A 21,563-nucleotide genomic window follows, 5' to 3' on the forward strand; every position below is an offset into this window, starting at 1 on the left:
CCACATCCATCCATAGGGATTCTCTGAACTGGAGAAATCTCATGTCCCCACAACCGAACCAAGATCGCGTCAGTGCGATGAAGTATTCACTGTCCGTCACGCCACTGGCCTGGGACAAAGCGGTGCAGAGCAATCAGCACCGATGTGGTTCAACCTACGAGAGTCGGCTGCCGGATCTGCTACACGCCTTGAGCAAAGCGCATCACCGGCAACCAGATGCTCGGCAGGTTCATTTCGGGCTCTACCAGCGGCTGCACACACGCCGTCGCACGAAGCAGTCCTCTCTGGAGCTGACACTAAACCTGGTGGAAACAGACCCAGAGACACCGTATCTGCTCCTGTCACTCAAGGACGAGTTGCTTGCTTCATGAGCTGACTCGCCCCACGGCAACACCTCACTCAAGCCCGACGCTGTCGGGCTTTTCTATTTCTGTAACTCGATTCTGTGCAGATTTAGCTTGAGGCAAGTTTTAGCAGTTGGGAGAACCTGAAAATGGCCACATTGATCTCATCCTGAGTATCGCCATCCCATTCTTCGACTGACGCCAACTCGGTTTTAAGCGCCTCTATCCGCGCTCTGATCTCTGCAATTTCATCGCCACCGCACTGCTTCGAAATAGCTGCCCATCGTGCCTCTGGAATGCTTTGTTGAACTGAAAGCCCAACCTTTGCTTCAGCGATTAGCGCCGATAATTTGCTCATTGAGTATTTTCCTAGAAAACCGAGATGCCCGCTTTGGCGGGGTCGCGAGCAGAAATTTGAGAGCGTCACGGTCGATCGGTTAGCGTATCGCACTAGTCCGCTTTTTTTGAGCGCGCCAAACCTGTCATGTGTATCGTAAGGGGAAACGGTGTCACGTCTTTCATGGGCTCGTTCATTCACTTACAAGCTGTTCAAGCGTCGACCGGCCACTACTGGGGCGTTTTCAACCTGCCACAACGACTGGCCTCGGCCGACCGACACCTGTGGAATCCGGCCCACAGCAGACGTACGAACCTAAAGTAACGCGATGAAGAGAAAAGCAAGAATGGTTGCACGTGTATCCAGCAAAACAGCCACTCAGCCTGAACCTGGCTGGAAGTTTGAACCTGATCGAATGATCCGAATACCCGATTGCCAATCTATCATCGACGTACTTTGCCGCATCAAACACGGTGGTCCGGAATGGGTGCAGCGTCACGTCACCCTATGGTTTCCCGGGCCATCAAATGCTTGGGTTCTGGTGTACTCGCTTCAGGACGCCAGGGCGCCGTACTTTGACTTCATGTACACCCGCAAAGAGCGGCCTCAGGAAACCCTGTCCACGCTGCTAAGGAAGTACCCAAAGTGCACCGTTATCGATTGGTCACCTGGCCGACTGGCCTGCATCAGCACCCTTGGCGTGGACGTTGAGACGCTAGCCGAAATTATCCGACATGTCGCTGAAATTGCTTGGGATGAGCGCACCACGGTCATTGATGCTTCGTATGAAGAAATGGGTAGTGCGTGACCCAGGAACGGACGCTCGACCTTGACTCCCGAAGCCTCTGCGCACAGACCGCGTCTTAGGCCACGACCGGCCAGAAACGGTCATTCATTCTTGAACACCCAAAAATCAATAGGACTGAATGTGAGTGAACTACCGAGGTCCGGCGCGGGCCATAATGATGCAATACGGAAGAAAATCCTTACGACCGTAGCGGCGAGAAACCTGGCAAGTGCATCTAACAATACTAAGTGGAATGAGCTGATCGACCATTTCCGCCAGCTTCAGGGTTGGCGTCCGTCCTACCGTTCCAAGGACATCACAGGACACATCTCAGAGTGGGATGTCGAGTGGTTTTACCATCTGCCGTTCCCCTTTGCGTCCGTCGAATGGTTCGACATTGGCTTGTCAGAAGCAGCCCCCTCAAAAGGAAGGCTGCTTGCACCTACAACCATTGACCATACGGACGAAATATCAAAGGTCGTCGCACAGATTGGATTCGAGTTTGAGGTCCGCGCAGATGTTCTGAGAATTTGGGGATACCTCCCAAAATCCTATGAAGACTTTCCACCTGCATGACAGGGTGAAGTCGCCAGTCTGCTTAACCCTTCACCCCGGTAATTACAATATCTAGCCTGGAGGCCGGGGGCTGCTTTGGGTTGAATGCAGCCCCCCTCCTCAACGCCACCAGCAGGGTCAAACATATCGATGGATAAGTGGGCAAAGGGAGCAAGGGTCGCGAGTAATACGATCAAGCGTTCAGGGAGAGAAATGGACAGCAGCGCGCCACGGCGAGGTCATAGGGCAGCACAACGATAACATGTTAACTTTATTCTTTGAGCCCTTTCCGCTCAGCGCGTGATCACGGTTTGATATTTTTCAGCTCATTGAGCAGAGCCAGCAGTTGATCCATTTTTTCCGCACCAAACTGTTCCTGGATTTTAAGATAGTTGCTTTCCATGCCCTCGCTCATGGAGACGAAGCATTGCTGACCTCGCTCTGTCAGTGCCACAAACACACGCCGTTGATCTTGGCTGGACTTCTGCCGACGTACGAGTCCATCGCGCTCCAGGCGGCTCAAAACACCCGTCATGCTCGGTTTGAGAATGCATGCCTGCTGCGCAAGTTGATGGCTCTCAAGTTCACCCTGCTGACGCAATATCCGAATGACCCGCCACTGTTGTTCCGTCAGGTCATGCTGGTTAAGCGATGGCCGAAAGAATGCCATCGCAGCCTCACGGGCTTGCAATAGGGTCAGTGTCAGTGAAGGTCTGGGGTTTGCCATAATCGAACTACTTGAGTGGGCGAGTCGGCAGCTTAGTGTCGCCAGCAAGCCGGTGCAAGGTACTGGCCAATGCCCGACCGCTGCCTTACTCACCTTCTCCACATAACGAATACCGTAGCCCCCTCCCGGGTAGCGACGACCTATGAAAAGTGCAATTCATTCCCTGTAAACGCCATTCTGTCGCACCTGATCCGTTGCCATGATCCAGCGCAAGATCAACGCAATTAACCCGCCAGCTCAGCGCAACCCTGATTGGCGCTGGCGGTACTCTCCCGGAGTGACATGCGCATAGCGTTGGAAAAAACGACTGAAATAGGCCGGGTCCTTGAATCCCAGTTGGTAGCAGATTTCATTGGCCGAGCCACCGGTGAACAGCAACAAGCGCTTGGCTTCCTGCATGACACGTTCAAGGATCAGTCGCTTCGACGGCAGATCGGCAATACGCCGGCAGACATCGTTGAGCCGAGCCTCGGTCACACCAATGCCATTGGCATAGCGCGACAGCGGCCAATGCTGCAGGTAATGGTCTTCGATCAACTCGTTGAAACGATGAAAGATCCGCAAGTCTTCATGGCGGGCCGGGCGAGCCTCCAAGGAGTTGGCGCAAAGCCTGAGCAGTCTGATCATGATCAATCGCGTCAGGCTGTCCAGCGCCGCCCCGCGCCCCGGGCCTGCAGCATTGATCTCGCTGCACAGCTCTTCGAACAGAAACTCCAACCTCCTGACCTCGGGATGGAACTGCGGTGCCAGCCGCCCCAGCGCGACACAGGCCGCCGGCAACTGTGGGCCGGGCGCCAGGCTCGGATCGGCATCGATCAAGCCCCAGACCAACTGCTGACGCACTGTCAGCACATGCCCGTCAGCATCCGCTTCGGTGACGAAGGAATGGGCCACCGTCGGTGGCGTGAGGAAAAACATCGGCCCCGACTCGAGGTACTGCTGGTCATCCAGATAGACCCGTACCGCACCGCTCTTCACGTAATGCACCTGGAAGAACCGGTCGTGGCGGTGAACCGGCATGTTGCGACCGAAGAATCCCGCCAGATTGCCGAGTTTGTCGTAGTGCACCTCGGCATCGCTGTAGCGCTGGTCGTAGACCTGACCGATGTTGATATTGGGGATCGGCTGACGATCGATCATCGCTGGAGGCTCTTTCTTGTTGGGGGTGTTGGCCGTGCAAGGGTTTCATCCTGCGCCGGTTTGCCACGGCTCACCAGCGCTGGAAGAGTTTGCCATGCTTGACGATAGTTAACATATTAATTATAACGTTAATAGGTTAACGATTATCCAACGGAGCAGTCACTGCCCCGCCACTGCCAGGAGAAAAGCATGAGCCGTGCCCTGCATGATCTTGCGAACGGCACCCTGTTCGGCGTTGCGCTGAACTACCAGGGGTTGCTGAACCAACGTATCGCCGAATTCGAGCAAGCGCCTTACCAGAAACCGCCCGTCAAACCGGTGCTGTTCATCAAGACGCCCAACACCCGCAATAGCCATGACGGCGTGGTGCTGCATCCCCACGGCGAACGCCTGCAGCCGGGCCCGGCACTGGGTGTGGTGATCGGTAAAAGCGCCAGCCGTGTCCGCGTTGAAAGCGCGCTGGAGCATGTGGCCGGCTACACCATCGTCAATGAGTTCAGCTTGCCGGAAGACAGCTACTACCGCCCGGCCGTCAAGGCCAAGTGCCGTGACGGGTTTTGCGTGCTGGGCCCGGAACTGGTGCCCCATGACCAAGTCGCCAACCCGCATCAGTTGGACCTGAAACTGTTCGTCAACGGTGAGCTGCGCCAGCAGAACTCCACGGCCAACTTCGTGCGGGGTATTCCCCAACTGATCGCCGAAATCAGTGAATTCATGACCCTGCACGAAGGCGATGTGCTGATCACCGGCACCCCGGAAGGCCGTGTCGATGTCCAGCCCGGCGACACCGTCGAAGTCGAAATCAGCGGCCTGGGCCGCCTCGTCAACCACATCGTGGCCGAGTAACAGGAGCTTCCATGAAACACGCCCGTATCCGCTTTGAAGGCGAAGTCCACCAGGTCCAGGTCGAAGCGCATAACGCCGTGCGCCTGGCCGATGGCCGCCTGCTGGCTGAGTCCCAGGTCGAGTGGCTGCCACCGGCCACCGGGAGCATGTTCGCCCTGGGTTTGAACTACGCCGACCACGCCGCCGAACTGGCCTTCAAGCCACCGACCGAACCCCTGGCCTTCATCAAGTCCCCCGGTACCTACACCGGCCACAACCAGACCACCTGGCGCCCGGATAACGTCGCCTACATGCACTACGAGTGTGAGTTGGTGGCGGTCATCGGCAAGCAGGCGCGCAACGTCAAACGTGAAAACGCCCTGGACTACCTGGCCGGCTACACGGTGTGCAACGACTACGCGATTCGTGACTACCTGGAAAACTACTACCGGCCCAACCTGCGGGTGAAAAACCGCGATGCTACGACGCCGGTCGGCCCGTGGATCGTCGACGTTGCCGATGTGCCGGACCCGAGCAACCTGAAACTGCGCACCTGGATCAACGGCGAACTGCGCCAGGAAGGCTCGACCTCGGACATGATTTTCGACATCCCTTACCTGATCGAATACCTGTCCAGCTTCATGACCCTGCAACCTGGCGACATGATCGCCACGGGCACGCCGGAAGGCCTGGCCGATGTGGTGCCGGGCGATGAAGTGATTGTGGAGGTGGAAGGCGTAGGTCGCCTGGTCAACCGTATCGTCAGCGAAGCGGAGTTCTTCTCCGCCCGGAAAGAGGCTTGAGCACTATGATCAAACATTGGATCGACGGCCGCGAGGTCGAAAGCAAAGATGTATTCGTCAACTACAACCCGGCCACCGGTGAAGCCATAGGCGAAGTCGCCAGCGGCGGTGCCGCGGAAGTCGCACAGGCGGTCGCTGCAGCCAAGGAGGCCTTCCCGAGGTGGGCCAATACCCCGGCCAAGGAACGCGCCAAGCTGATGCGCAAACTCGGTGAACTGATTGAGCAGAATGTTCCGCATTTGGCGGAGCTGGAAACCCTGGACACCGGCCTGCCGATCCATCAGACCAAGAACGTGTTGATTCCGCGCGCCTCGCATAACTTCGATTTCTTCGCCGAAGTCTGCACCCGCATGGACGGTCACAGTTACCCGGTCGACGACCAGATGCTCAACTACACCTTGTACCAACCGGTGGGTGTCTGTGCGCTGGTCTCGCCGTGGAACGTGCCGTTCATGACGGCGACCTGGAAGACCGCGCCATGCCTGGCACTGGGCAACACCGCCGTACTGAAGATGTCCGAGTTATCACCACTGACCGCCAACGAACTGGGGCGACTGGCTGTCGAGGCCGGTATTCCCAAAGGTGTGCTCAACGTCATCCAGGGCTACGGCGCTACGGCCGGTGACGCACTGGTCCGACACCCCGACGTGCGGGCGATCTCCTTCACCGGCGGCACCGCCACCGGCAAGAAAATCATGCAGACCGCCGGCCTGAAAAAGTACTCCATGGAATTGGGCGGCAAGTCGCCGGTGCTGATCTTCGAAGACGCCGATCTGGACCGCGCCCTCGATGCGGCACTGTTCACCATCTTCTCGCTCAACGGTGAACGCTGCACCGCCGGTAGCCGGATCTTCATTCAGGAAAGCGTCTACCCGCAGTTCGTCGCCGAGTTTGCCGCCCGCGCCAAGCGCCTGATCGTCGGCGACCCGCAGGACCCAAAAACCCAGGTTGGCTCGATGATCACTCAGGCTCACTATGACAAGGTCACCGGCTACATCAAGATCGGTATCGAGGAAGGCGCCACCTTGCTGGCCGGCGGACTGGAACGTCCGGCCAACCTGCCGGCACACCTGAGTCGCGGGCAGTTCATCCAGCCGACGGTGTTTGCCGATGTGAACAACAAGATGCGCATTGCCCAGGAAGAGATCTTTGGTCCGGTGGTGTGCCTGATCCCATTCAAGGATGAAGCCGAGGCCCTGCAGTTGGCCAACGATACCGAATATGGTCTGGCGTCCTATATCTGGACCCAGGACATCGGCAAGGCCCATCGCCTGGCCTACGGCATCGAAGCCGGCATGGTCTTCATCAACAGCCAGAACGTGCGCGACCTGCGTCAGCCGTTCGGCGGTGTGAAAGGTTCCGGTACCGGCCGTGAAGGCGGCCAATACAGCTTCGAAGTCTTCGCCGAAATCAAGAACGTCTGTATCTCCATGGGCAGTCATCACATCCCGCGCTGGGGTGTCTGAACCACCGGTAGCGGCTGTTGAAGAGCAGGATGGGCCGAACATCGGCTTGTCGCAGACTTCACTGCCCGCCCGATTGAATCGAATAACAACAATTTCAGGAGAATCATCATGGGCGAAGTCGTCCTGGCCGCGAAGATCTGCCACGTACCCTCGATGTACCTGTCCGAACTGCCCGGCAAGCATCACGGTTGTCGCGAAGCGGCGATTGCCGGGCACAAGGAAATCGGCCGTCGCGCCCGTGAACTGGGGGCCGATACCGCGGTGGTGTTCGACGTGCACTGGCTGGTCAACAGCGGCTATCACATCAACTGCGGCGAACAGTTCCAGGGTATCTACACCAGCAACGAACTGCCGCACTTCATCAAGAACATGGAATACGCCTACCCGGGCTGCCCGGAACTGGGCGAGTTGATCGCGGCCGAGGCCAATCTGGCCGGGGTCCGCACCATGGCTCATAACATCCCGAGCCTGGAGCTGGAATACGGCACGCTGGTGCCGATGCGCTACATGCACATGGGCGTCCCCGATGAGCAGAAATTCAAGGTGATCTCCATTGCCGCCTGGTGTGCCTGGCACCGCCTGGAAGACAGCTTTGCCTTTGGCGCCGCCGTACGCCGGGCCATCGAGAAGAGCGACCGCAAGGTGCTGGTACTGGCCTCAGGGTCGCTGTCGCACCGTTTCTCCGATGACCGCGAAGCCGAAGCCAACATTCATAACTGGACCCGTGAGTTCGACAAGCAGATGGACCTGCACGTGGTCGAGATGTGGAAGCAAGGCCGCTTCAAGGAGTTCTGCGCGATGCTCCCGGACTACGCAGAGCATTGCTTCGGCGAAGGCAAGATGCACGACACGGCCATGCTCCTCGGCCTGCTCGGCGGCCCTGAATACAACAAGCCGGTGGAAGTGCTGACCGAGCCCTTCGGCAGTTCCGGTACTGGCCAGATCAACGCCATTTTCCCCCTCTGATACTCGCTCACGGGCAACCCACGGGTTGCTCGTGGCCCGGGAGACGCACATGCCGCATTTCATCGCCGAGTACACCGACAACATCGAACAGCAGGCCAACCTGCCCGCGTTATTCGAAAAGGTACACGCCGTCCTGGGAGACAGCGGCGTATTTCCCCTGGGTGGGATTCGCAGTCGCGGAGTGCGCCTGGACACCTGGCGCATGGCAGACGGCAAACACGATTACGCCTTCGTCCATATGACCCTCAAGGTCGGCCACGGGAGGGATCTGCCGACCCGCCAGGCCGTCGCCGAAGCGCTGTTCAAGGTCATCACCGAACATTTCGCCGAACTGCAAGCACAGAGGTTGCTGGCGCTGTCGTTCGAAATGATCGAGCTGCACCCGGAGCTGAACTTCAAACAGAACAATGTGCATGCCTTCCTGAAGAACCAGGCGGGCTGATTCACGCCCACCTTCCGCCAACAGCCACTCAGACAAAAAGTACAACATCATGAGCACAGCCAATATCGCCGACAGCCGCAGTGTTGCCGAGCATGATCGCACCCACGGCATCGTGACCCGGCGACTGCTGCCATTGCTGTTGGTCTGTTACCTGTTCGCCCACCTGGACCGGATCAACATCGGTTTCGCCAAGATGCAGATGAGTAGCGACCTGCACTTCAGCGATACGGTCTATGGCCTCGGCGCCGGGCTGTTCTTCATTGCCTACGCGCTGTTCGGTGTGCCAAGCAATATGGCCCTTGACCGGGTCGGACCACGGCGCTGGATCGCCAGCTTGATGCTGGTCTGGGGTGTACTGTCCAGCAGCATGTTGTGGATCGACAGCGCCAACGGCTTCTATGTCCTGCGCTTTTTGCTGGGGGTGGCCGAAGCCGGCTTCTTTCCCGGGATCCTGGTCTTTCTCAATCGCTGGTACCCCGCCCGGCGCCGCGCCCAAGTCACGGCACTGTTTGCTATCGCCGTGCCCATGGCCGGGGTGATCGGCGGGCCACTGTCCGGCGCCATTCTCGAGCGTTTCCATGACTTCGGTGGGCTGCGCGGCTGGCAGTGGATGTTCCTGATCGAAGGCGCGCCGGTGATTATCCTCGGCCTGGTGCTGCTCAAGTGCCTGCCGGACAGCTTCGAAACGGTGAAGTGGCTCAACCCGACGCAGAAACAACAACTGCGGGCGCAACTCAGCAGCGAAGAACAACGCAAGTCCATCACCTCTTTGGACGGCATTGTGCGCAATCCCCAGGTCTGGCTACTGGTGGCGATCTATTTCGCTGTGATGCTGGCGGTCAACACCCTGGCGTTCTGGATGCCGACCCTGATCCACGGCGCCGGCATTGGTCGCGACAGCCAGATTGGCCTGCTCAGTGCCGTGCCCTACCTGGCCGGGTGTTTCTTCATGATCGGTTGCGGACGCTCATCAGACCGCAATCTTGAACGCCGCTGGCACCTGTGCGTGCCGCTCCTGATGGCCGCCACCGGTATTGCCGTGGCCGGCCTGGCGCCGGGCAGTCCGCTGTGGGTGATGAGCGGGCTGATCGTCGCCGGCATGGGCGCCAGTGCCGCGTTGCCGATGTTCTGGCAACTGCCCCCAGCGTTTCTTTCCAACGGCAGCCAGGCGGCCGGTATTGCGATGATCAGCTCGTTCGGCAGCGTCGCCTCGTTTCTTGCGCCCTACCTGATCGGCTGGATGCGCGACACCACCCAGAGCGCCAGCCTGGCCCTGTATGTCCTGGCAATGTTTATCGCCCTTGGCGGCTTCCTGGTCCTGCGGACCCACGCGGCCATCGTCAACCCACAGTAAAGAGATCTTCGTCATGCTTGATCAACAGCAAATCCTTCAAGCCGCCGCCCAACTGGAGCGCGCCGAACGCACCCGGGAACAAGTTCGGCAATTTTCCCTCGATTACCCGGGTATCACGATCGAAGACGCCTACGCCATCCAGCGTGCCTGGGTCGCCCAGAAGATCAAGGACGGGCGCAAGCTGGTCGGGCACAAGATCGGCCTGACCTCCCGGGCCATGCAGGTGTCCTCGAATATCAGCGAGCCGGATTACGGCGCCCTGCTCGATGACATGCTCTTCGACGAAGGCACCGACATTCCGTTCGAGCGCTTCATTGTGCCGCGGGTGGAAGTGGAGCTCGCGTTTATCCTTGGCAAGCCGCTCAAGGGCCCGAACTGCACGATTTTCGACGTGCTCGATGCCACCGAATGGGTGATCCCGGCGCTGGAAATCATCGACGCCCGGATTCAACAGGTCGACCCGCAGACCCAGGCGACCCGAAAGGTCTTCGACACCATTTCCGACAACGCTGCCAACGCCGGTGTGGTCATGGGCGGCCGCGCCGTGCGACCCACCGAGATCGACCTGCGCAAGGTGCCGGCAGTGTTGTACCGCAACGGCGTGATCGAAGAATCGGGCGTTTCGGCCGCCGTGCTCAATCATCCAGCCAAAGGCGTGGCCTGGCTGGCGAACAAACTGGCGCCTTACGACGTCACCCTACAGCCGGGGCAGATCATCCTTGGTGGCTCCTTTACCCGCCCGGTGGCGGCCAGTCCGGGCGACACCTTCCATGTCGACTACGACATGCTGGGCTCCATCTCCTGCCGCTTCGTCTGACTCCTGGAGGACCGTTTCATGGACATGCCCATCAACCGCTTCAAGCAACGCCTACAAAGTGGCGAAACACAAATCGGCCTCTGGCTCGGCCTGGCCGATGCCTACTGTGCCGAGCTGGCGGCGAATGCCGGTTTCGATTGGCTGCTGATCGACGGCGAACATGCCCCTAATGACCTGCGCGGGATGCTCGGCCAGTTGCAGGCCGTCGCCCCCTACGCGAGCCAGGCGATCATCCGTCCGGTCATCGGCGATACCGCACTGATCAAGCAAGTGCTGGATATCGGAGCCCAAACCCTGCTGGTACCAATGGTAGAAAGCGCCGCGCAGGCCCTCGAACTGGTGCGCGCGATTCACTATCCGCCTCAGGGCATACGGGGTGTCGGCAGCGCACTGGCGCGGGCATCGCGCTGGAACAGCATTCCCGGTTACCTGGACCAGGCCGATGCACAAATGTGCCTGCTGGTGCAGATCGAGAGCCGTGAAGGGCTGGCTAACTTGGATGCCATCGCCGCGGTCGAGGGCGTCGACGGAGTGTTTATCGGTCCGGCGGATTTGAGTGCGTCCATGGGCCATCGTGGCAACCCCGGGCACCCCGAGGTGCAGGCGGCCATCGAGGACGCCATCGTGCGGATCAGGAACGCCGGCAAGGCGGCTGGCATTCTCAGTGCCGACGAGGCACTCGCCCGACGCTATATCGAGCTGGGGGCGGCGTTCGTCGCCGTGGGTGTCGACACCACGGTGCTGATGCGGGGCCTGCAAACCCTCGCCGCCGCCTTCAAGGATGCACCCGCACCGCCCCAGGCCGGTGGCGTGTACTAAAACGCGCGCCCCCTGTAGGAGCGAGCTTGCTCGCGATGGTAGTCCAGGCACCGCGGGGTATCAGCTATCCCGCGTCATCGTTGACGTCCATCGCGAGCAAGCTCGCTCCTACAGTATGACCTCGGCGTTCAGCGCTTGATGGTCTTCAACTCATTGAGCAACCCGAGCAAGGTCTGCAACTTCTCCTCCCCCAACTGCGCCTGCAGCCGCTGGTAGTTCTCTTCCATGCACTGGCCCATGGATTCAAAACTGGCCTTGCCCTTTTCCGCCAGGCTCACCAGCACACGCCGCTGATCCTGCTCGGCCTTGCGCCGATGAACCATACCCGCCGCCTCCATGCGGACCAGCACGCCGGTCATGCTCGGTTTGAGAATGCAGGCCAGCTCGGCCAGTTGGTAGATTTCCAGCTCATCGTGCTGGCTGAGAATACGGATAACCCGCCATTGCTGTTCGGTCAAACCATGCTGATTGAGCGAGGGTCGGAAAAAACTCATGGCCGCTTCACGGGCTTGCAAGAGGGTCAACGTCAGGGATTGTCGGGGTTTGAGCATCGGCGTCAGGGTCACGGCAAACTTAGTTAATAATTTAACGAAATTCTAGCATTGTCCAACCCATGACACGCCATAACTTGTGGGGCTGGCGAAGGCTCTGGCGTGCTGAATCAAAAAGCCCGGCACAGAGAATCAAGACATCCGGCGCGCCTTGGCCCTTAATAAGCCTTATCCGCGACAGAGCTTCTTGAAGTCCCTGCATTGAGCTTTCCTTCACTTTTCAGGCTGCGCCATGATCAATATCGAAACGCCTACCTATTACACGGCCACCAAGAAATACAACCTCAGTTTCCCGACCCTGGAGCAGGATGTGGAAGCCGATGTTGTCATCATTGGCGGTGGTTTCTCCGGTATCAACACCGCCCTTGAGCTCGCCGAAAAAGGCATCACCAATATCGTCGTGCTGGAAGCGCGTTACCTGGGTTTTGGCGGCACCGGGCGTAATGGCGGGCAGATCATGGCCGGCATCGGTCACGACCTGGAGAAGATCAAGAAGGACGTCGGCGAAGATGGCCTGCGCCAGATCTTCGAGATCAGCGACCTGGGCGCCGACATCATCAAGAACCGCATCGCCAAGTACGACATCGATGCCGACTTCTGCCACGGCTACGGCTACATGGGTTTCAATGCCCGCCAGGAAAAGACCCTGCGAGCCTGGGAAAAAGACTTCAAGTCGATCAATACCCAACATGAGATCCGCTTTCTCGGCGGTTCCGACGTCAAGCAGATCATCGGCTCCGACGCCTACAGCAGTGCCCTGCTGCATATGGGCGGTGGCCATGTCCACTCGCTGAACCTGCTACTCGGTGAAGCCAAGGCCGTGGTCAGCCACGGCGTGCGGATTTTCGAGAACAGCCCGGCCCTGGAAGTCAGCTACGGCGAACGCATCACCGTGCGTACCGGACGCGGCTCGGTCAAGGCCAGCAAGCTGCTATGGGCCTGCGACAGCTTCCTCAACAAGCTGGAGCCCGAGCTGCACCGCTCGACCATCAATACCTACGCCTTCCAGATGATGACCGAGCCGCTTTCGGACGAGTTGATCCAGCGTATCAGCCCGATTCGCGGCGCCTACAGCGACATTCGCCCGGTGATCGACTACTACCGTGTCACCAACGAAAACCGCCTGCTGTTCGGCGCCGCCACGCCGCTGGTCGAACATATCCCACAGGACCTGAAGGCCTGGAACCGCAACCTGATGCTGAAGATCTTCCCCTACCTCAAGGACGTGAAGATCGACCTGGCCTGGGGCGGCCCGATGGCCTGCAGCCCGAATCTGTTCCCTCAGATCGGCACCCTCCCCGGGCGCCGCAACGCCTTCTACGTCCAAGGCTATTCCGGTTTCGGCGTCACCCCTAGTCACATCATCTGCAAGGTGCTGGCCGAAGGCATGAGTGAAGGCTCGGCACGCTATGACCTGGTCAGTTCGATCCCCCGCCCGACCATCATCGGCAAGGACGCGATCCGCCCAGTGATACTGACCGCCGGAAAATCCTGGCACCAACTCTCGGGTTACTGGAACGGGCGCCGCTAACGCTCAAGGCGCTCTTCCCTTTCACTTTTTACTCATCAGGAGCAACTGCCATGACCCTTACCACCCTCAAGAAAGACATTCAGCTCTCCGAACTCGACGCCTGGGGCACTGTGGCCGACCTCGGCTCGCAGATCCTCGAAGGCGAAGTCAAAGCCTTCGGCAAAATGACCTTCGGCGCCCCTACAGATGCGGTCAGCAGTGCCTACTTCGGCACCACCCAGGGCAAGTTCCGGATGGTCTATCCCTTCGCCGAGCAAGCCACCGTGGTGACCGGTGAAGTGATCCTGACCGACGAAGCCAGCGGCCAGAGCACCCGTTACAAGGCCGGTGACAGCTGGTTCGTGACCAAAGGCACACCGGTACTCTGGGAAGTCGTCAGCGAAAGCTTCGTCAAACACTACTTCGCCGTTGCTTGATCGACACGGCTGCCGGCGCCCACCGGCAGCCCCTTGGCGCAGGTCAACAAGCATGAACGCCATCCCCTCCCAAGAAGTCGCCAGCCATTGCCTGCAGGCTTTCACCCAGCTGGTACCTGTAAGTCAGGCGGCTTTCTACTGTGTCGACCGACATCTACAAGCCCGTGACTTCCAATTGCAAGGCATGAGTGACGACATGCATCGCGACTATCTGGACAACTACCGTCAGTTCGACCCACTGCAACCACGCAACTGCCTGTCCAGCGGGCTGACCGTGGTGCCCCTGGGCCTGGCCATGTCCCGGCAACCACCACGGGACAGTCGTCGCTATCAACATTTCCTGCAGCGCTACGGCGTAGTCGACGTGGTGGAGGTCCTCGCCCAGCGCGCCGGCCAGCCGCAGGCGGCGATCTCGCTATTGCGTACCGCCGAACAAGGCGCCTTCACCGGCGATCAACTGGCCCAACTCAATGCCTTGCAATCCCTGCTGCAAATGGCTGTTGCCAACATGCAGCCCTGCGAAGGCGCATTGCTCGAACTCACCCCCAAGGAGCGCCAGATCGCGCTCTTGCTGCGCCAGGGCGCCAGCAATAAACAGCTGGCCCAGGAGCTTGCAGTGGGGCTGCCGACGATCAAGACCCACCTGATCAACCTGTTCCGCAAGACCGGAGTGAGCAGCCGCACCGAGTTGGTCGTCAGCCTGTTTCTATAGTCCGCTTCAACCATTCGGTTGATGGGCGGGCCACTCGCAGAGCGGCATGATCCGGGAGGTTCATTCACCCAACCGGAGCATGCTCATGACCACACCCTCAGACTGGATCACCGTTGGCGCCCTGGCCGACGGCTTTGCCCCAGAAGCCTTCATCCTGCCCAACCTGGCCGACCTGCACGGCAAGACCTTCACCCTGTACTTCGCCAATGGCTGGCAGATCGAACATCGCTTCGACCGCGAATGCCTGTCCTGGAGCGCTGCCGACGGCCACTCCAGCGGCACGGCCGACTATCGGGCAACCTCGGTACGCCCCGGCCTGTACCTGGTGGACTTTATCAAGCGCGAAGGCGCCCAGGCGTGGTCGGTCAGCCTGGTACTCGATACCGCCCACGCGGCCTTCACCGCCGTGGTCGGCCGTATGCCGAGCCAGGAACAAACTCGTGAAGGCCTTTACAGTCGCGCCCTGGCCAGCAAGCCGTTGACCTCGGTGGAAGTGAATTTCCTGCACGGCAGCCTGGATCGCCCATGGCAGGAGGGCCACTGCCCTCACGCACCGACCCGCGAACTGACAGGCCTGCGCAACCTGTATCGCTACAGCCCGAGCGAGGTCTACGAACACATCTACCTCAACGATCAATTCTATGCCTGGCAGTGTCTCAAGGGCGTCGAGCAGGGCCTGTGTGACACCGACCGCTGCCACTATTACAAAATCGCCCATGAGCTGTACCTGTTCGTCTGGCGTGAAAAGATCATTCCGACCCTCGGCCTGGTCCTGATCGACCTGCAACAACACCGTAGTGACGGCAAGATCTTCGGCTATGCCGGGGCGTCCTTCGATGACCTGTCGAACTTTCCCATCAGTTCCTACTGCCAGGTGCTCAACCGTACGGAGTATCCCGATGCTTGAGCCACGTACCGTCGTGATCACCGGTGCTGGAACAGGCATCGGTGCCGCCTGCGCTCGCCTGTACGCCGCCGAAGGCGCCAACCTGGTGCTGATCGGTCGGCGTCGCGAGCCCCTGGAGCAGGTTGCCGAAGAAACCGGCGGCCTGGTGCTGGTGGGTGACGCCGCCTGCCCGGACACCTGGGAAGGCTTTGTCGCGCAGATTCGTCAGCGCTTCGGCCGGCTCGATGTGCTGCTGGCCTGTGCCGGTGGCCATGGTTTGGGCAGCGCCACTCAGACCAGCCCGTCAACCTGGGCCGCGGCGCTACGCAGCAACCTCGACAGCGCCTTTTACAGCGCCCGGGCGTGCCTTCCGCTGCTGCTGGAGAAGGCCGGCAATATCGTGCTGATCGGCTCGATTGCCTCATTGGCAGCGGGGCCGGAAGTCTGCGGCTACACCACGGCCAAGCATGCTTTGCTCGGCCTCAACCGGTCCCTGGCCAGGGATTACGGCCCACGCGGGGTACGCGTGAATGTCGTGTGTCCGGGCTGGGTGCGCACGCCCATGGCTGATCAGGAAATGCAGCCGCTGATGGCGTTTTATGACGAGACGCTGCAGCAAGCCTATGACCGGGTCTGCGCCGACGTGCCGTTGCGCCGGCCGGCCAGTGCCGAGGAAATCGCCAAGGTCTGTCGCTTCCTGGCGTCCAGCGAAGCGTCGATCATAACCGGCGCGACCCTGGTGGCCGACGGCGGCTCGAGCATCGTCGACGTACCGACACTGGCCTATACCCATATGGAGCCGTCTCATGCCTGAAGACCTGGATTTCAGCGGTCGTACCGTACTGGTGACTGGCGGTGCCCAGGGCATCGGCCGCGCCATCGTCGAAGCCTTTGCCCTGCGCGGTGCCCATGTGGTGATCGCCGACTTGCAACTGCCCCTGGCTCAAGTGCTGGCCGACGAGTTGTCCGGGCAGGCGTGTCAGGTCGAAGCCGTGTGCGTCGATCTGGCGGATGCCACAGCAGTGTTCGAACGGGTCCAGGATCTGGAGCAACGCCTGGGGCGTCTGGATATCCTGGTACACAACGCCGGATATTTTCCGCTGACACCCTTCACTGAGATCACCCCCGCTATTCTCGAACGTACCCTGGCGGTCAATCTCTCGGCGTTGTTCTGGCTGACCCAGGCGGCGCTGCCGATGTTCCGGCGCCAGGGTCAAGGTTGCGTGCTGGTGACCTCATCGGTCACCGGCCCGCGGGTAGCCTACCCGGGCTTGAGCCACTACGCGGCGTCCAAGGCCGGAGTCAACGGTTTCATCCGCAACGCCGCGCTGGAACTGGCCCCGTATAACGTGCGGGTCAATGGCGTCGAGCCCGGCATGATCGCCACGCCAGCCATGGGTAATCTGGGGGATGCGCACCTGAACGAGACGATCGCCAGCCGGGTCCCCCTGGGACGGCTGGGCAAGCCTGCGGATATTGCCGGAGCAATGCTGTTCCTGGCTTCGGATCTGGCGGCTTATATCACCGGACAGACGCTGGTGGTCGATGGTGGCTCGACCTTGCCGGAGGTTTGATACAAGGTTCTTTCCTACTGGAAGGGGGGGCTTTGCAAAGCCCCCTTTTTACATCCAGAGGTTCACGCAGCGCCCATAGCCTGCTGCAAATGACTGGAACGAAAATCCTTGGGTGACAGCTCGAACTGTTTCTTGAACGAGCGGCTGAAGTGCGCCGAATCGGTGAAGCCCCACTTGTAGGCGATCGAGGTAATCGACTCGCTGCGCAGGAACGGATTGGTCAGGTCATCGGCGCTGCGTTTGAGCCGGGCCCGCTGTATGTAGCGGCAAACACTGTCGTCCTGCTCTTCGAAGAGCCGATACAAATGCCGCACCGAAATATTCAGGCGATTGGCCAGGCCTACCGGGCTCAGGCCTGGCTGGGTCAGGGACTCATCAATGACTTTCTGCACATAGTTGCGCAGGCTGTTGCCCTGCAAGGGCGCAACCTCATCCCCCGACACCGGGTCTTGCTCGAATGCCGAGCCGAGCAGCGAGACGAACGCCGACTGCAGCGCCTCGCCCTCGCCGACCGCACCCTCACCGACCCAGGTGTCCTTGCACAACTGATCCATGAGCACATGCAGCATCCGCCCACAGGCCTTGCTTGAGGAAATCTTGCCGAACGTCTTGGATTGGCTGCCGAGCTGTTTGCACACCTCATGGCGTGACAACGAGACCGACACGTGTTCGATCAGTCCCAATGGGCTGATTTCGATGGAGCCCGCCGAATCCATGAGCAGCAGGTCGCCGGGGGCCAACTGGATACTCTGACCGTACTGGGTAATCTGGCAATGACCGCCGCGCTGGCTGACCAGAAAGCAATCCTGTTCGTTGTCGTGATCGGCGTTGGGCTTGTCGCGCTTGATCAGCCCGGCATTGGTGCGCAAAGTCGCCAAAGGCAGGCCCCCGCGAGAAAACTCGGAGACCTCGCCAATGAACAGCGTACGGTTGTGGGCCAGTTCTGTGTCGAAATGACCACAGGCTGCTCGCAGATCCCGGGTCCAGGTTTCTAACCCGTCTTGCGCAGACTGATGGATGCTCATGGGGCTCTCCATAATGGCTTCTTGTTTTTGTTGGACAATAGTTAACATGTTATCTATATGTGCGCAACAAGTACGTGATGCCCTATGCAGAAGCACTAACAGTGCCAATTTCGCGATCCAAATCAGAGGTTGCGCAAGATCCGTTGAAAACCCGCCAGCGTGTCGAACAGGCTGTTGCGCTGCTCGCCGCTCAAAGCAATATAACGCCGGAAGGCCGGCATCCGATTGACCACCTCGCTACCGCCCATATGCTCCAGCCGCACGCACCACTGCTGCCCTTGCAGCTCGATGCGCAAGCGTTTGAAGTCCAGCGGCATCAAGGCCTGGTACAGCGCGCCGTCGGCCTGCAAGCGGGCTTGCAGCTCGGCCAATAGCGCGGTGTCCCCCACCCGCTGGCGACAGCGGATTCCCGTCCGCCGAACAGCCCCGCTATGGTGCAGTTCGAAGGTCGCCATGCCCACCCGAGAAGCAGGCACCCGGATCACGAACTCGGTCATGACCAGGTGCATCAACAACTGCGACTCGGTGCGTTCGACGATCTCCACTTGCAGGCTGTCAGCATCCAACGAAACCCGGGCAGCCGTGGGTCCGGCCTGCTCGAAACTGGCCAGGCCAAGGTTGCGGCGCAGATGCTCGAGGGTTACCCCCGGCCGATAGCCGGCCGGGGCGCGCTGGGCACTGAACAGCTCAGACAGTTTTTGCAGCATGCTCGCCATACCCGCTGTGAGTGTGCCCCGTTTCATGGGAAAACTCCTTGGCCAGCACGTCTTCCACCGATGCCGGCTTGAATGGATTGACCTTCTGCACGACCAAGGTCCAGAACAGCGCGTACAGCGCCGTGCAGCCGAGCATCACACCAAAGGGGACATAGATGTCCGCCGGATTCATGCCGGGCGGCGTAATAAACCACATGCCCAGCAGGATGCCGACGCTCGAGACAACCTGCGGTAGCGGGAACCACGGCGAGCGATAGGCCCGAGGCAAATCGGGACGGCGGATTCGCAGGATCACCACCGACAGCGTCACCAGCAGGTAGGCAAAACTCCAGGCACATACGGCGGCCAGCACCAGGTGCATGATGTTGTCGGTGTTGCCGTGCAGGTACAGCGCATGCAGGCAAGGAATCAGCATCGCCACCAGAATGCACAGCACGGGGGTCTTGAAGCGCGGATGCAGGTAGGTGAAGACCTTGGGCAACGCCCCGTCGACCGCCATGCCATAGAGAATCCGCGGTACCCCGGCCATCAGCGTATTGATGGTCGCTGCACCAGCAAACAGGAAGCCGATACCGAGCCACATCGGCCCGATATGGCCCATCACCTGCTCGGCGAATTTCGGAATGGCCATGGGTGTATCCAGCAGATGCACGCCGTTGGCCGCATCCAGCATCACATTTTCCACCTGGCGCTTCATTGCCGCGCCGTAGACAAACATACAGGTCGCTACGCCGAGCAGCCCCAGTATCATCGCCTTGGGCATGACCTTGGCCGACTGACGCAGGTCAGGTGCCAGGGGTGTGACGAACTCGCAACCGACGAACATGAACATGGCCATGCCCACCAACGACAGGATGGTCACCAAGTCGGTGCCCACCAACGACACGCCAAACCAGCCGTCAAGCTGCACCGCCGGCGCCGCAATCAGCCCGAGCACGCCAAACACCATCAGGGTGGTCCACATGCCGAACGTCAGGATGATCTCGGCCCGGCCGAAGGCGCTGACGCCGAAGGCATTGAGAACCCCAAACACTATGACGAAGCCCACACCCAGCAACCAGGAGCCACCGGCCGACTCGGCCAGGGTATTGAGGTGCTCGAAGTTCACCAGCGCCATGACCCCGGACAGGATGGTTTCCGCGGTGCCGGCAAAGACATGGACGATCAGGTAGGCCGACAAGGTGCCGGTGATCGCAAAGAAACGGCCCATGCCGCAATTGATGTAGTCGTAGACCGAGCCGGTGGTCGGCAGGATTGATGCGGCTTCGGCGAAAGTGGTCGCCTGGGCCAGCATCATCACCACGGCGATCAGCATCGCCACCGCGAAGGCGCTGCCGCCGATGCCAAAGCCCATGGTTGCGGTGAGAATCACCGGGCTGGCCATGATCAGGCCGATGGTGCTGGCCAGCGCGGTGGGAAAACCAACCGTACCCCGGTTCAAATGCTCGGTGAGTCTGTCATTGATCGACATGCTGCAGATCCTCGAAAGCGGATTTTTATAGTGAATGGAGCGAGCCGTTCAGGGAACCGGCGCTCATGCCCTCCCCAGCCAGTCCCTGATCGAAACGGCGCCCTGTGCCCAAGCACTTTGCGCCCCTCCCACTCTGATCGTCTTGCCCATGTCTGCCGCTGGTTTTGTTGCTCCCTGCCAAGATTCCACGCTTGGCTGGCAGGATCAATGCCTGCAATCCGTTGACCGTCAGGAGCCGCCCGTGCAGCGCCTCAATAGCGTCATTGCTTGTGCTGATGCAACATGGTCTGGATCTGATGCGTCGCCTGGCGGGTGCTTTCAGCCAGTTTGCGCACTTCGTCGGCCACCACGGAAAACCCGCGCCCGACCTCGCCGGCCCGTGCCGCTTCGATAGCCGCGTTCAGGGCGAGCAGATTGGTCTGGTCGGCAATGCCCTTGATCACCCCCACCACCATGGCTATCTGGCCATAGGTAGCCTGGTTCTGCTCAAGCATTTGCTGATGGCTCGCCTTGGCCGAGCGCTCGTCGCTGATATCACGTACCGCGCCGATCACCCGACAGAGCCGGGCCTGCTCATCGCGCACCGCACGACCGCGCTCACGGCACCAGATGTAGTCACGGGTCTTGTGGCGCATCCGGTATTCGAAGACGTATTCACCGCTGCCATGGCTGCCGAGGATTTCCCGGTCGAAGATCGACATGATTTTCGGCAAGTCTTCAGGATGGGTGATGCCAACCTGAGCATCCCAGCCATCGGGCAGCTCATGCGGTGCATAACCCATCAGGAGGCGGAACTGATTGGAAAAGCGCATGCAGCTGGCCGGATCCTGAACATCGCCATTGACCACGGTGATATCCCAGCAGCCTTCAGTCAATGTCGACTGTAACAACTCCCAGATCTGCGCTTGCTGCTGGTGTTGGCGGGACTGCTGAACCTGCTGGCTCAACTCGATCTCAAGGGTCTCTTCGCGATGCCGCGCCTGATCCAGTTGCTGGCCCAGCGTTGCGAGGGTCTGCTCACTGCGCTCCAGCTGGGAGGCCTGATCTTTGGCCAGTTCCTCAGCCAGCCGCACGAGCTTTGCGAATTGGGCTCTTTCTTGTGCGAACTGCTCCAGCAGTAAAGCCTCGGCGAGCGCTTGCCGCTGTTTATGTCTCTTGAAGAACATCAGCCTGTCCTTTGTTCATCGAGTCGAAACACTGGATCTGATCGCAAACCCTGGGTGATTGCTTGCACGAGACTGCTGTCACGCTTGTTCCTGCCTGCCATCAATCAAAACGGCGCCATCAGGCGCCGTAGAG

General features: G+C 59.9%; 25 protein-coding genes. 17 read left to right on the forward strand and 8 right to left on the reverse strand.

Annotated features, from left to right (window positions below; translation table 11 throughout):
* Nucleotides 1–371 (forward strand): hypothetical protein (locus M5C01_RS13180; protein ID WP_248764326.1); only part of this gene is annotated, 371 nt, incomplete at its 5' end.
* Between the two features lie 82 nt (nt 372–453).
* Here the strand turns inward: M5C01_RS13180 and M5C01_RS13185 are convergent.
* Complete coding sequence (locus M5C01_RS13185; protein WP_152742369.1) at nt 454–702, reverse strand: hypothetical protein; 249 nt, start codon at nt 700–702, stop codon at nt 454–456.
* 325 nt (nt 703–1,027) lie between these two features.
* Between M5C01_RS13185 and M5C01_RS13190 the strand changes: the two genes are divergently transcribed.
* Nucleotides 1,028–1,489, forward strand: coding sequence for a hypothetical protein (locus tag M5C01_RS13190; protein WP_248764327.1), 462 nt, complete (start codon nt 1,028–1,030; stop codon nt 1,487–1,489).
* A gap of 120 nt (nt 1,490–1,609) precedes the next feature.
* A complete protein-coding gene (locus M5C01_RS13195; RefSeq protein ID WP_178130053.1) occupies nt 1,610–2,044 on the forward strand; it encodes a DUF6678 family protein in 435 nt (144 codons plus the stop codon).
* 283 nt (nt 2,045–2,327) lie between these two features.
* Here the strand turns inward: M5C01_RS13195 and hpaR (M5C01_RS13200) are convergent, their stop codons facing one another.
* Nucleotides 2,328–2,750, reverse strand: coding sequence for a homoprotocatechuate degradation operon regulator HpaR (gene hpaR / locus M5C01_RS13200; protein ID WP_152742367.1), 423 nt, complete (start codon nt 2,748–2,750; stop codon nt 2,328–2,330).
* A gap of 237 nt (nt 2,751–2,987) precedes the next feature.
* Nucleotides 2,988–3,890, reverse strand: a complete 903-nt coding sequence (gene hpaA, locus M5C01_RS13205) for a 4-hydroxyphenylacetate catabolism regulatory protein HpaA (RefSeq protein ID WP_152742366.1) — start codon at nt 3,888–3,890, stop codon at nt 2,988–2,990.
* Between the two features lie 189 nt (nt 3,891–4,079).
* Between hpaA and M5C01_RS13210 the strand changes: the two genes are divergently transcribed.
* From M5C01_RS13210 to hpaI, 8 genes are all read left to right on the forward strand, one after another.
* Nucleotides 4,080–4,736 (forward strand): fumarylacetoacetate hydrolase family protein, encoded by a 657-nt coding sequence (locus tag M5C01_RS13210; protein ID WP_152742365.1) that lies wholly within the window; start codon nt 4,080–4,082, stop codon nt 4,734–4,736.
* An 11-nt stretch (nt 4,737–4,747) separates the two neighbouring features.
* Nucleotides 4,748–5,518, forward strand: a complete 771-nt coding sequence (locus tag M5C01_RS13215; protein ID WP_152742364.1) for a fumarylacetoacetate hydrolase family protein — start codon at nt 4,748–4,750, stop codon at nt 5,516–5,518.
* Nucleotides 5,519–5,523: 5 nt separating this feature from the next.
* Nucleotides 5,524–6,984, forward strand: coding sequence for a 5-carboxymethyl-2-hydroxymuconate semialdehyde dehydrogenase (gene hpaE, locus M5C01_RS13220; RefSeq protein ID WP_152742363.1), 1,461 nt, complete (start codon nt 5,524–5,526; stop codon nt 6,982–6,984).
* 108 nt (nt 6,985–7,092) lie between these two features.
* Nucleotides 7,093–7,950, forward strand: coding sequence for a 3,4-dihydroxyphenylacetate 2,3-dioxygenase (hpaD, locus tag M5C01_RS13225; protein ID WP_152742362.1), 858 nt, complete (start codon nt 7,093–7,095; stop codon nt 7,948–7,950).
* Nucleotides 7,951–7,999: 49 nt separating this feature from the next.
* Nucleotides 8,000–8,392, forward strand: coding sequence for a 5-carboxymethyl-2-hydroxymuconate Delta-isomerase (locus M5C01_RS13230; RefSeq protein WP_152742361.1), 393 nt, complete (start codon nt 8,000–8,002; stop codon nt 8,390–8,392).
* Nucleotides 8,393–8,441: 49 nt separating this feature from the next.
* On the forward strand, nt 8,442–9,746 hold the full coding sequence (locus M5C01_RS13235; protein WP_152742360.1) for an MFS transporter: 1,305 nt from the start codon (nt 8,442–8,444) through the stop codon (nt 9,744–9,746).
* Nucleotides 9,747–9,759: 13 nt separating this feature from the next.
* Nucleotides 9,760–10,563, forward strand: coding sequence for a 2-oxo-hept-4-ene-1,7-dioate hydratase (gene hpaH / locus M5C01_RS13240; RefSeq protein ID WP_152742359.1), 804 nt, complete (start codon nt 9,760–9,762; stop codon nt 10,561–10,563).
* 18 nt (nt 10,564–10,581) lie between these two features.
* Nucleotides 10,582–11,382, forward strand: coding sequence for a 4-hydroxy-2-oxoheptanedioate aldolase (hpaI, locus tag M5C01_RS13245; protein WP_152742358.1), 801 nt, complete (start codon nt 10,582–10,584; stop codon nt 11,380–11,382).
* A gap of 128 nt (nt 11,383–11,510) precedes the next feature.
* On the opposite strand, the gene hpaR (M5C01_RS13250) is transcribed toward hpaI, so the two are convergent.
* Nucleotides 11,511–11,933: a homoprotocatechuate degradation operon regulator HpaR gene (gene hpaR / locus M5C01_RS13250; protein ID WP_152742372.1), complete on the reverse strand. Its 423-nt coding sequence runs from the start codon at nt 11,931–11,933 to the stop codon at nt 11,511–11,513.
* Nucleotides 11,934–12,165: 232 nt separating this feature from the next.
* Between hpaR (M5C01_RS13250) and M5C01_RS13255 the strand changes: the two genes are divergently transcribed.
* The 6 genes from M5C01_RS13255 (at nt 12,166) to M5C01_RS13280 (ending at nt 17,052) form a co-directional block, all read left to right on the forward strand.
* Entirely contained in the window at nt 12,166–13,464 is a 1,299-nt protein-coding gene (locus M5C01_RS13255; RefSeq protein WP_100940246.1) for an FAD-binding oxidoreductase, read from the forward strand.
* 50 nt (nt 13,465–13,514) lie between these two features.
* Complete coding sequence (locus tag M5C01_RS13260) at nt 13,515–13,880, forward strand: cupin domain-containing protein (RefSeq protein WP_100940245.1); 366 nt, start codon at nt 13,515–13,517, stop codon at nt 13,878–13,880.
* A gap of 52 nt (nt 13,881–13,932) precedes the next feature.
* Nucleotides 13,933–14,592, forward strand: a complete 660-nt coding sequence (locus M5C01_RS13265) for a helix-turn-helix transcriptional regulator (RefSeq protein ID WP_152742357.1) — start codon at nt 13,933–13,935, stop codon at nt 14,590–14,592.
* An 85-nt stretch (nt 14,593–14,677) separates the two neighbouring features.
* A complete protein-coding gene (locus M5C01_RS13270; RefSeq protein ID WP_152742356.1) occupies nt 14,678–15,499 on the forward strand; it encodes a molybdenum cofactor biosynthesis F family protein in 822 nt (273 codons plus the stop codon).
* Entirely contained in the window at nt 15,492–16,292 is an 801-nt protein-coding gene (locus M5C01_RS13275; RefSeq protein ID WP_152742355.1) for an SDR family oxidoreductase, read from the forward strand. Before M5C01_RS13270 ends, M5C01_RS13275 begins: the two co-directional genes overlap by 8 nt.
* The gene (locus M5C01_RS13280) at nt 16,285–17,052 is read left to right on the forward strand and encodes an SDR family oxidoreductase (RefSeq protein WP_152742354.1); all 768 of its coding nucleotides are present in this window, start codon (nt 16,285–16,287) and stop codon (nt 17,050–17,052) included. The genes M5C01_RS13275 and M5C01_RS13280 overlap by 8 nt, the downstream gene beginning before the upstream one ends.
* 62 nt (nt 17,053–17,114) lie before the next feature.
* Here M5C01_RS13280 and feaR read toward each other — a convergent pair whose 3' ends face one another.
* The 4 genes from feaR to M5C01_RS32895 all read right to left on the reverse strand — a co-directional run bounded on the left by feaR (nt 17,115) and on the right by M5C01_RS32895 (nt 21,430).
* Nucleotides 17,115–18,077: a transcriptional regulator FeaR gene (gene feaR / locus M5C01_RS13285; RefSeq protein ID WP_152742353.1), complete on the reverse strand. Its 963-nt coding sequence runs from the start codon at nt 18,075–18,077 to the stop codon at nt 17,115–17,117.
* A gap of 122 nt (nt 18,078–18,199) precedes the next feature.
* The gene (locus M5C01_RS13290) at nt 18,200–18,784 is read right to left on the reverse strand and encodes a DUF3156 family protein (protein WP_152742371.1); all 585 of its coding nucleotides are present in this window, start codon (nt 18,782–18,784) and stop codon (nt 18,200–18,202) included.
* Entirely contained in the window at nt 18,765–20,264 is a 1,500-nt protein-coding gene (locus tag M5C01_RS13295) for an APC family permease (protein ID WP_152742352.1), read from the reverse strand. The genes M5C01_RS13290 and M5C01_RS13295 overlap by 20 nt, the downstream gene beginning before the upstream one ends.
* A gap of 260 nt (nt 20,265–20,524) precedes the next feature.
* Complete coding sequence (locus tag M5C01_RS32895) at nt 20,525–21,430, reverse strand: methyl-accepting chemotaxis protein (RefSeq protein ID WP_152742351.1); 906 nt, start codon at nt 21,428–21,430, stop codon at nt 20,525–20,527.
* Nucleotides 21,431–21,563: the final 133 nt, after the last annotated feature.

Source organism: Pseudomonas sp. MWU12-2319 (assembly GCF_023242525.1).
In the GTDB taxonomy this organism is placed as follows: domain Bacteria; phylum Pseudomonadota; class Gammaproteobacteria; order Pseudomonadales; family Pseudomonadaceae; genus Aquipseudomonas; species Aquipseudomonas gingeri_D.

Excerpts from the sequence above, each read along its gene's own strand:
- M5C01_RS13185 (WP_152742369.1), bottom strand. The coding sequence starts at position 702 with ATGAGCAAATTATCGGCGCTAATCGCTGAAGCAAAGGTTGGGCTTTCA.
- M5C01_RS13190 (WP_248764327.1), top strand. The coding sequence starts at position 1,028 with ATGGTTGCACGTGTATCCAGCAAAACAGCCACTCAGCCTGAACCTGGC.
- hpaR (WP_152742367.1), bottom strand. The coding sequence starts at position 2,750 with ATGGCAAACCCCAGACCTTCACTGACACTGACCCTATTGCAAGCCCGT.
- hpaA (WP_152742366.1), bottom strand. The coding sequence starts at position 3,890 with ATGATCGATCGTCAGCCGATCCCCAATATCAACATCGGTCAGGTCTAC.
- M5C01_RS13210 (WP_152742365.1), top strand. The coding sequence starts at position 4,080 with ATGAGCCGTGCCCTGCATGATCTTGCGAACGGCACCCTGTTCGGCGTT.
- M5C01_RS13215 (WP_152742364.1), top strand. The coding sequence starts at position 4,748 with ATGAAACACGCCCGTATCCGCTTTGAAGGCGAAGTCCACCAGGTCCAG.
- hpaE (WP_152742363.1), top strand. The coding sequence starts at position 5,524 with ATGATCAAACATTGGATCGACGGCCGCGAGGTCGAAAGCAAAGATGTA.
- hpaD (WP_152742362.1), top strand. The coding sequence starts at position 7,093 with ATGGGCGAAGTCGTCCTGGCCGCGAAGATCTGCCACGTACCCTCGATG.
- M5C01_RS13230 (WP_152742361.1), top strand. The coding sequence starts at position 8,000 with ATGCCGCATTTCATCGCCGAGTACACCGACAACATCGAACAGCAGGCC.
- M5C01_RS13235 (WP_152742360.1), top strand. The coding sequence starts at position 8,442 with ATGAGCACAGCCAATATCGCCGACAGCCGCAGTGTTGCCGAGCATGAT.
- hpaH (WP_152742359.1), top strand. The coding sequence starts at position 9,760 with ATGCTTGATCAACAGCAAATCCTTCAAGCCGCCGCCCAACTGGAGCGC.
- hpaI (WP_152742358.1), top strand. The coding sequence starts at position 10,582 with ATGGACATGCCCATCAACCGCTTCAAGCAACGCCTACAAAGTGGCGAA.
- hpaR (WP_152742372.1), bottom strand. The coding sequence starts at position 11,933 with ATGCTCAAACCCCGACAATCCCTGACGTTGACCCTCTTGCAAGCCCGT.
- M5C01_RS13255 (WP_100940246.1), top strand. The coding sequence starts at position 12,166 with ATGATCAATATCGAAACGCCTACCTATTACACGGCCACCAAGAAATAC.
- M5C01_RS13260 (WP_100940245.1), top strand. The coding sequence starts at position 13,515 with ATGACCCTTACCACCCTCAAGAAAGACATTCAGCTCTCCGAACTCGAC.
- M5C01_RS13265 (WP_152742357.1), top strand. The coding sequence starts at position 13,933 with ATGAACGCCATCCCCTCCCAAGAAGTCGCCAGCCATTGCCTGCAGGCT.
- M5C01_RS13270 (WP_152742356.1), top strand. The coding sequence starts at position 14,678 with ATGACCACACCCTCAGACTGGATCACCGTTGGCGCCCTGGCCGACGGC.
- M5C01_RS13275 (WP_152742355.1), top strand. The coding sequence starts at position 15,492 with ATGCTTGAGCCACGTACCGTCGTGATCACCGGTGCTGGAACAGGCATC.
- M5C01_RS13280 (WP_152742354.1), top strand. The coding sequence starts at position 16,285 with ATGCCTGAAGACCTGGATTTCAGCGGTCGTACCGTACTGGTGACTGGC.
- feaR (WP_152742353.1), bottom strand. The coding sequence starts at position 18,077 with ATGAGCATCCATCAGTCTGCGCAAGACGGGTTAGAAACCTGGACCCGG.
- M5C01_RS13290 (WP_152742371.1), bottom strand. The coding sequence starts at position 18,784 with ATGCTGCAAAAACTGTCTGAGCTGTTCAGTGCCCAGCGCGCCCCGGCC.
- M5C01_RS13295 (WP_152742352.1), bottom strand. The coding sequence starts at position 20,264 with ATGTCGATCAATGACAGACTCACCGAGCATTTGAACCGGGGTACGGTT.
- M5C01_RS32895 (WP_152742351.1), bottom strand. The coding sequence starts at position 21,430 with ATGTTCTTCAAGAGACATAAACAGCGGCAAGCGCTCGCCGAGGCTTTA.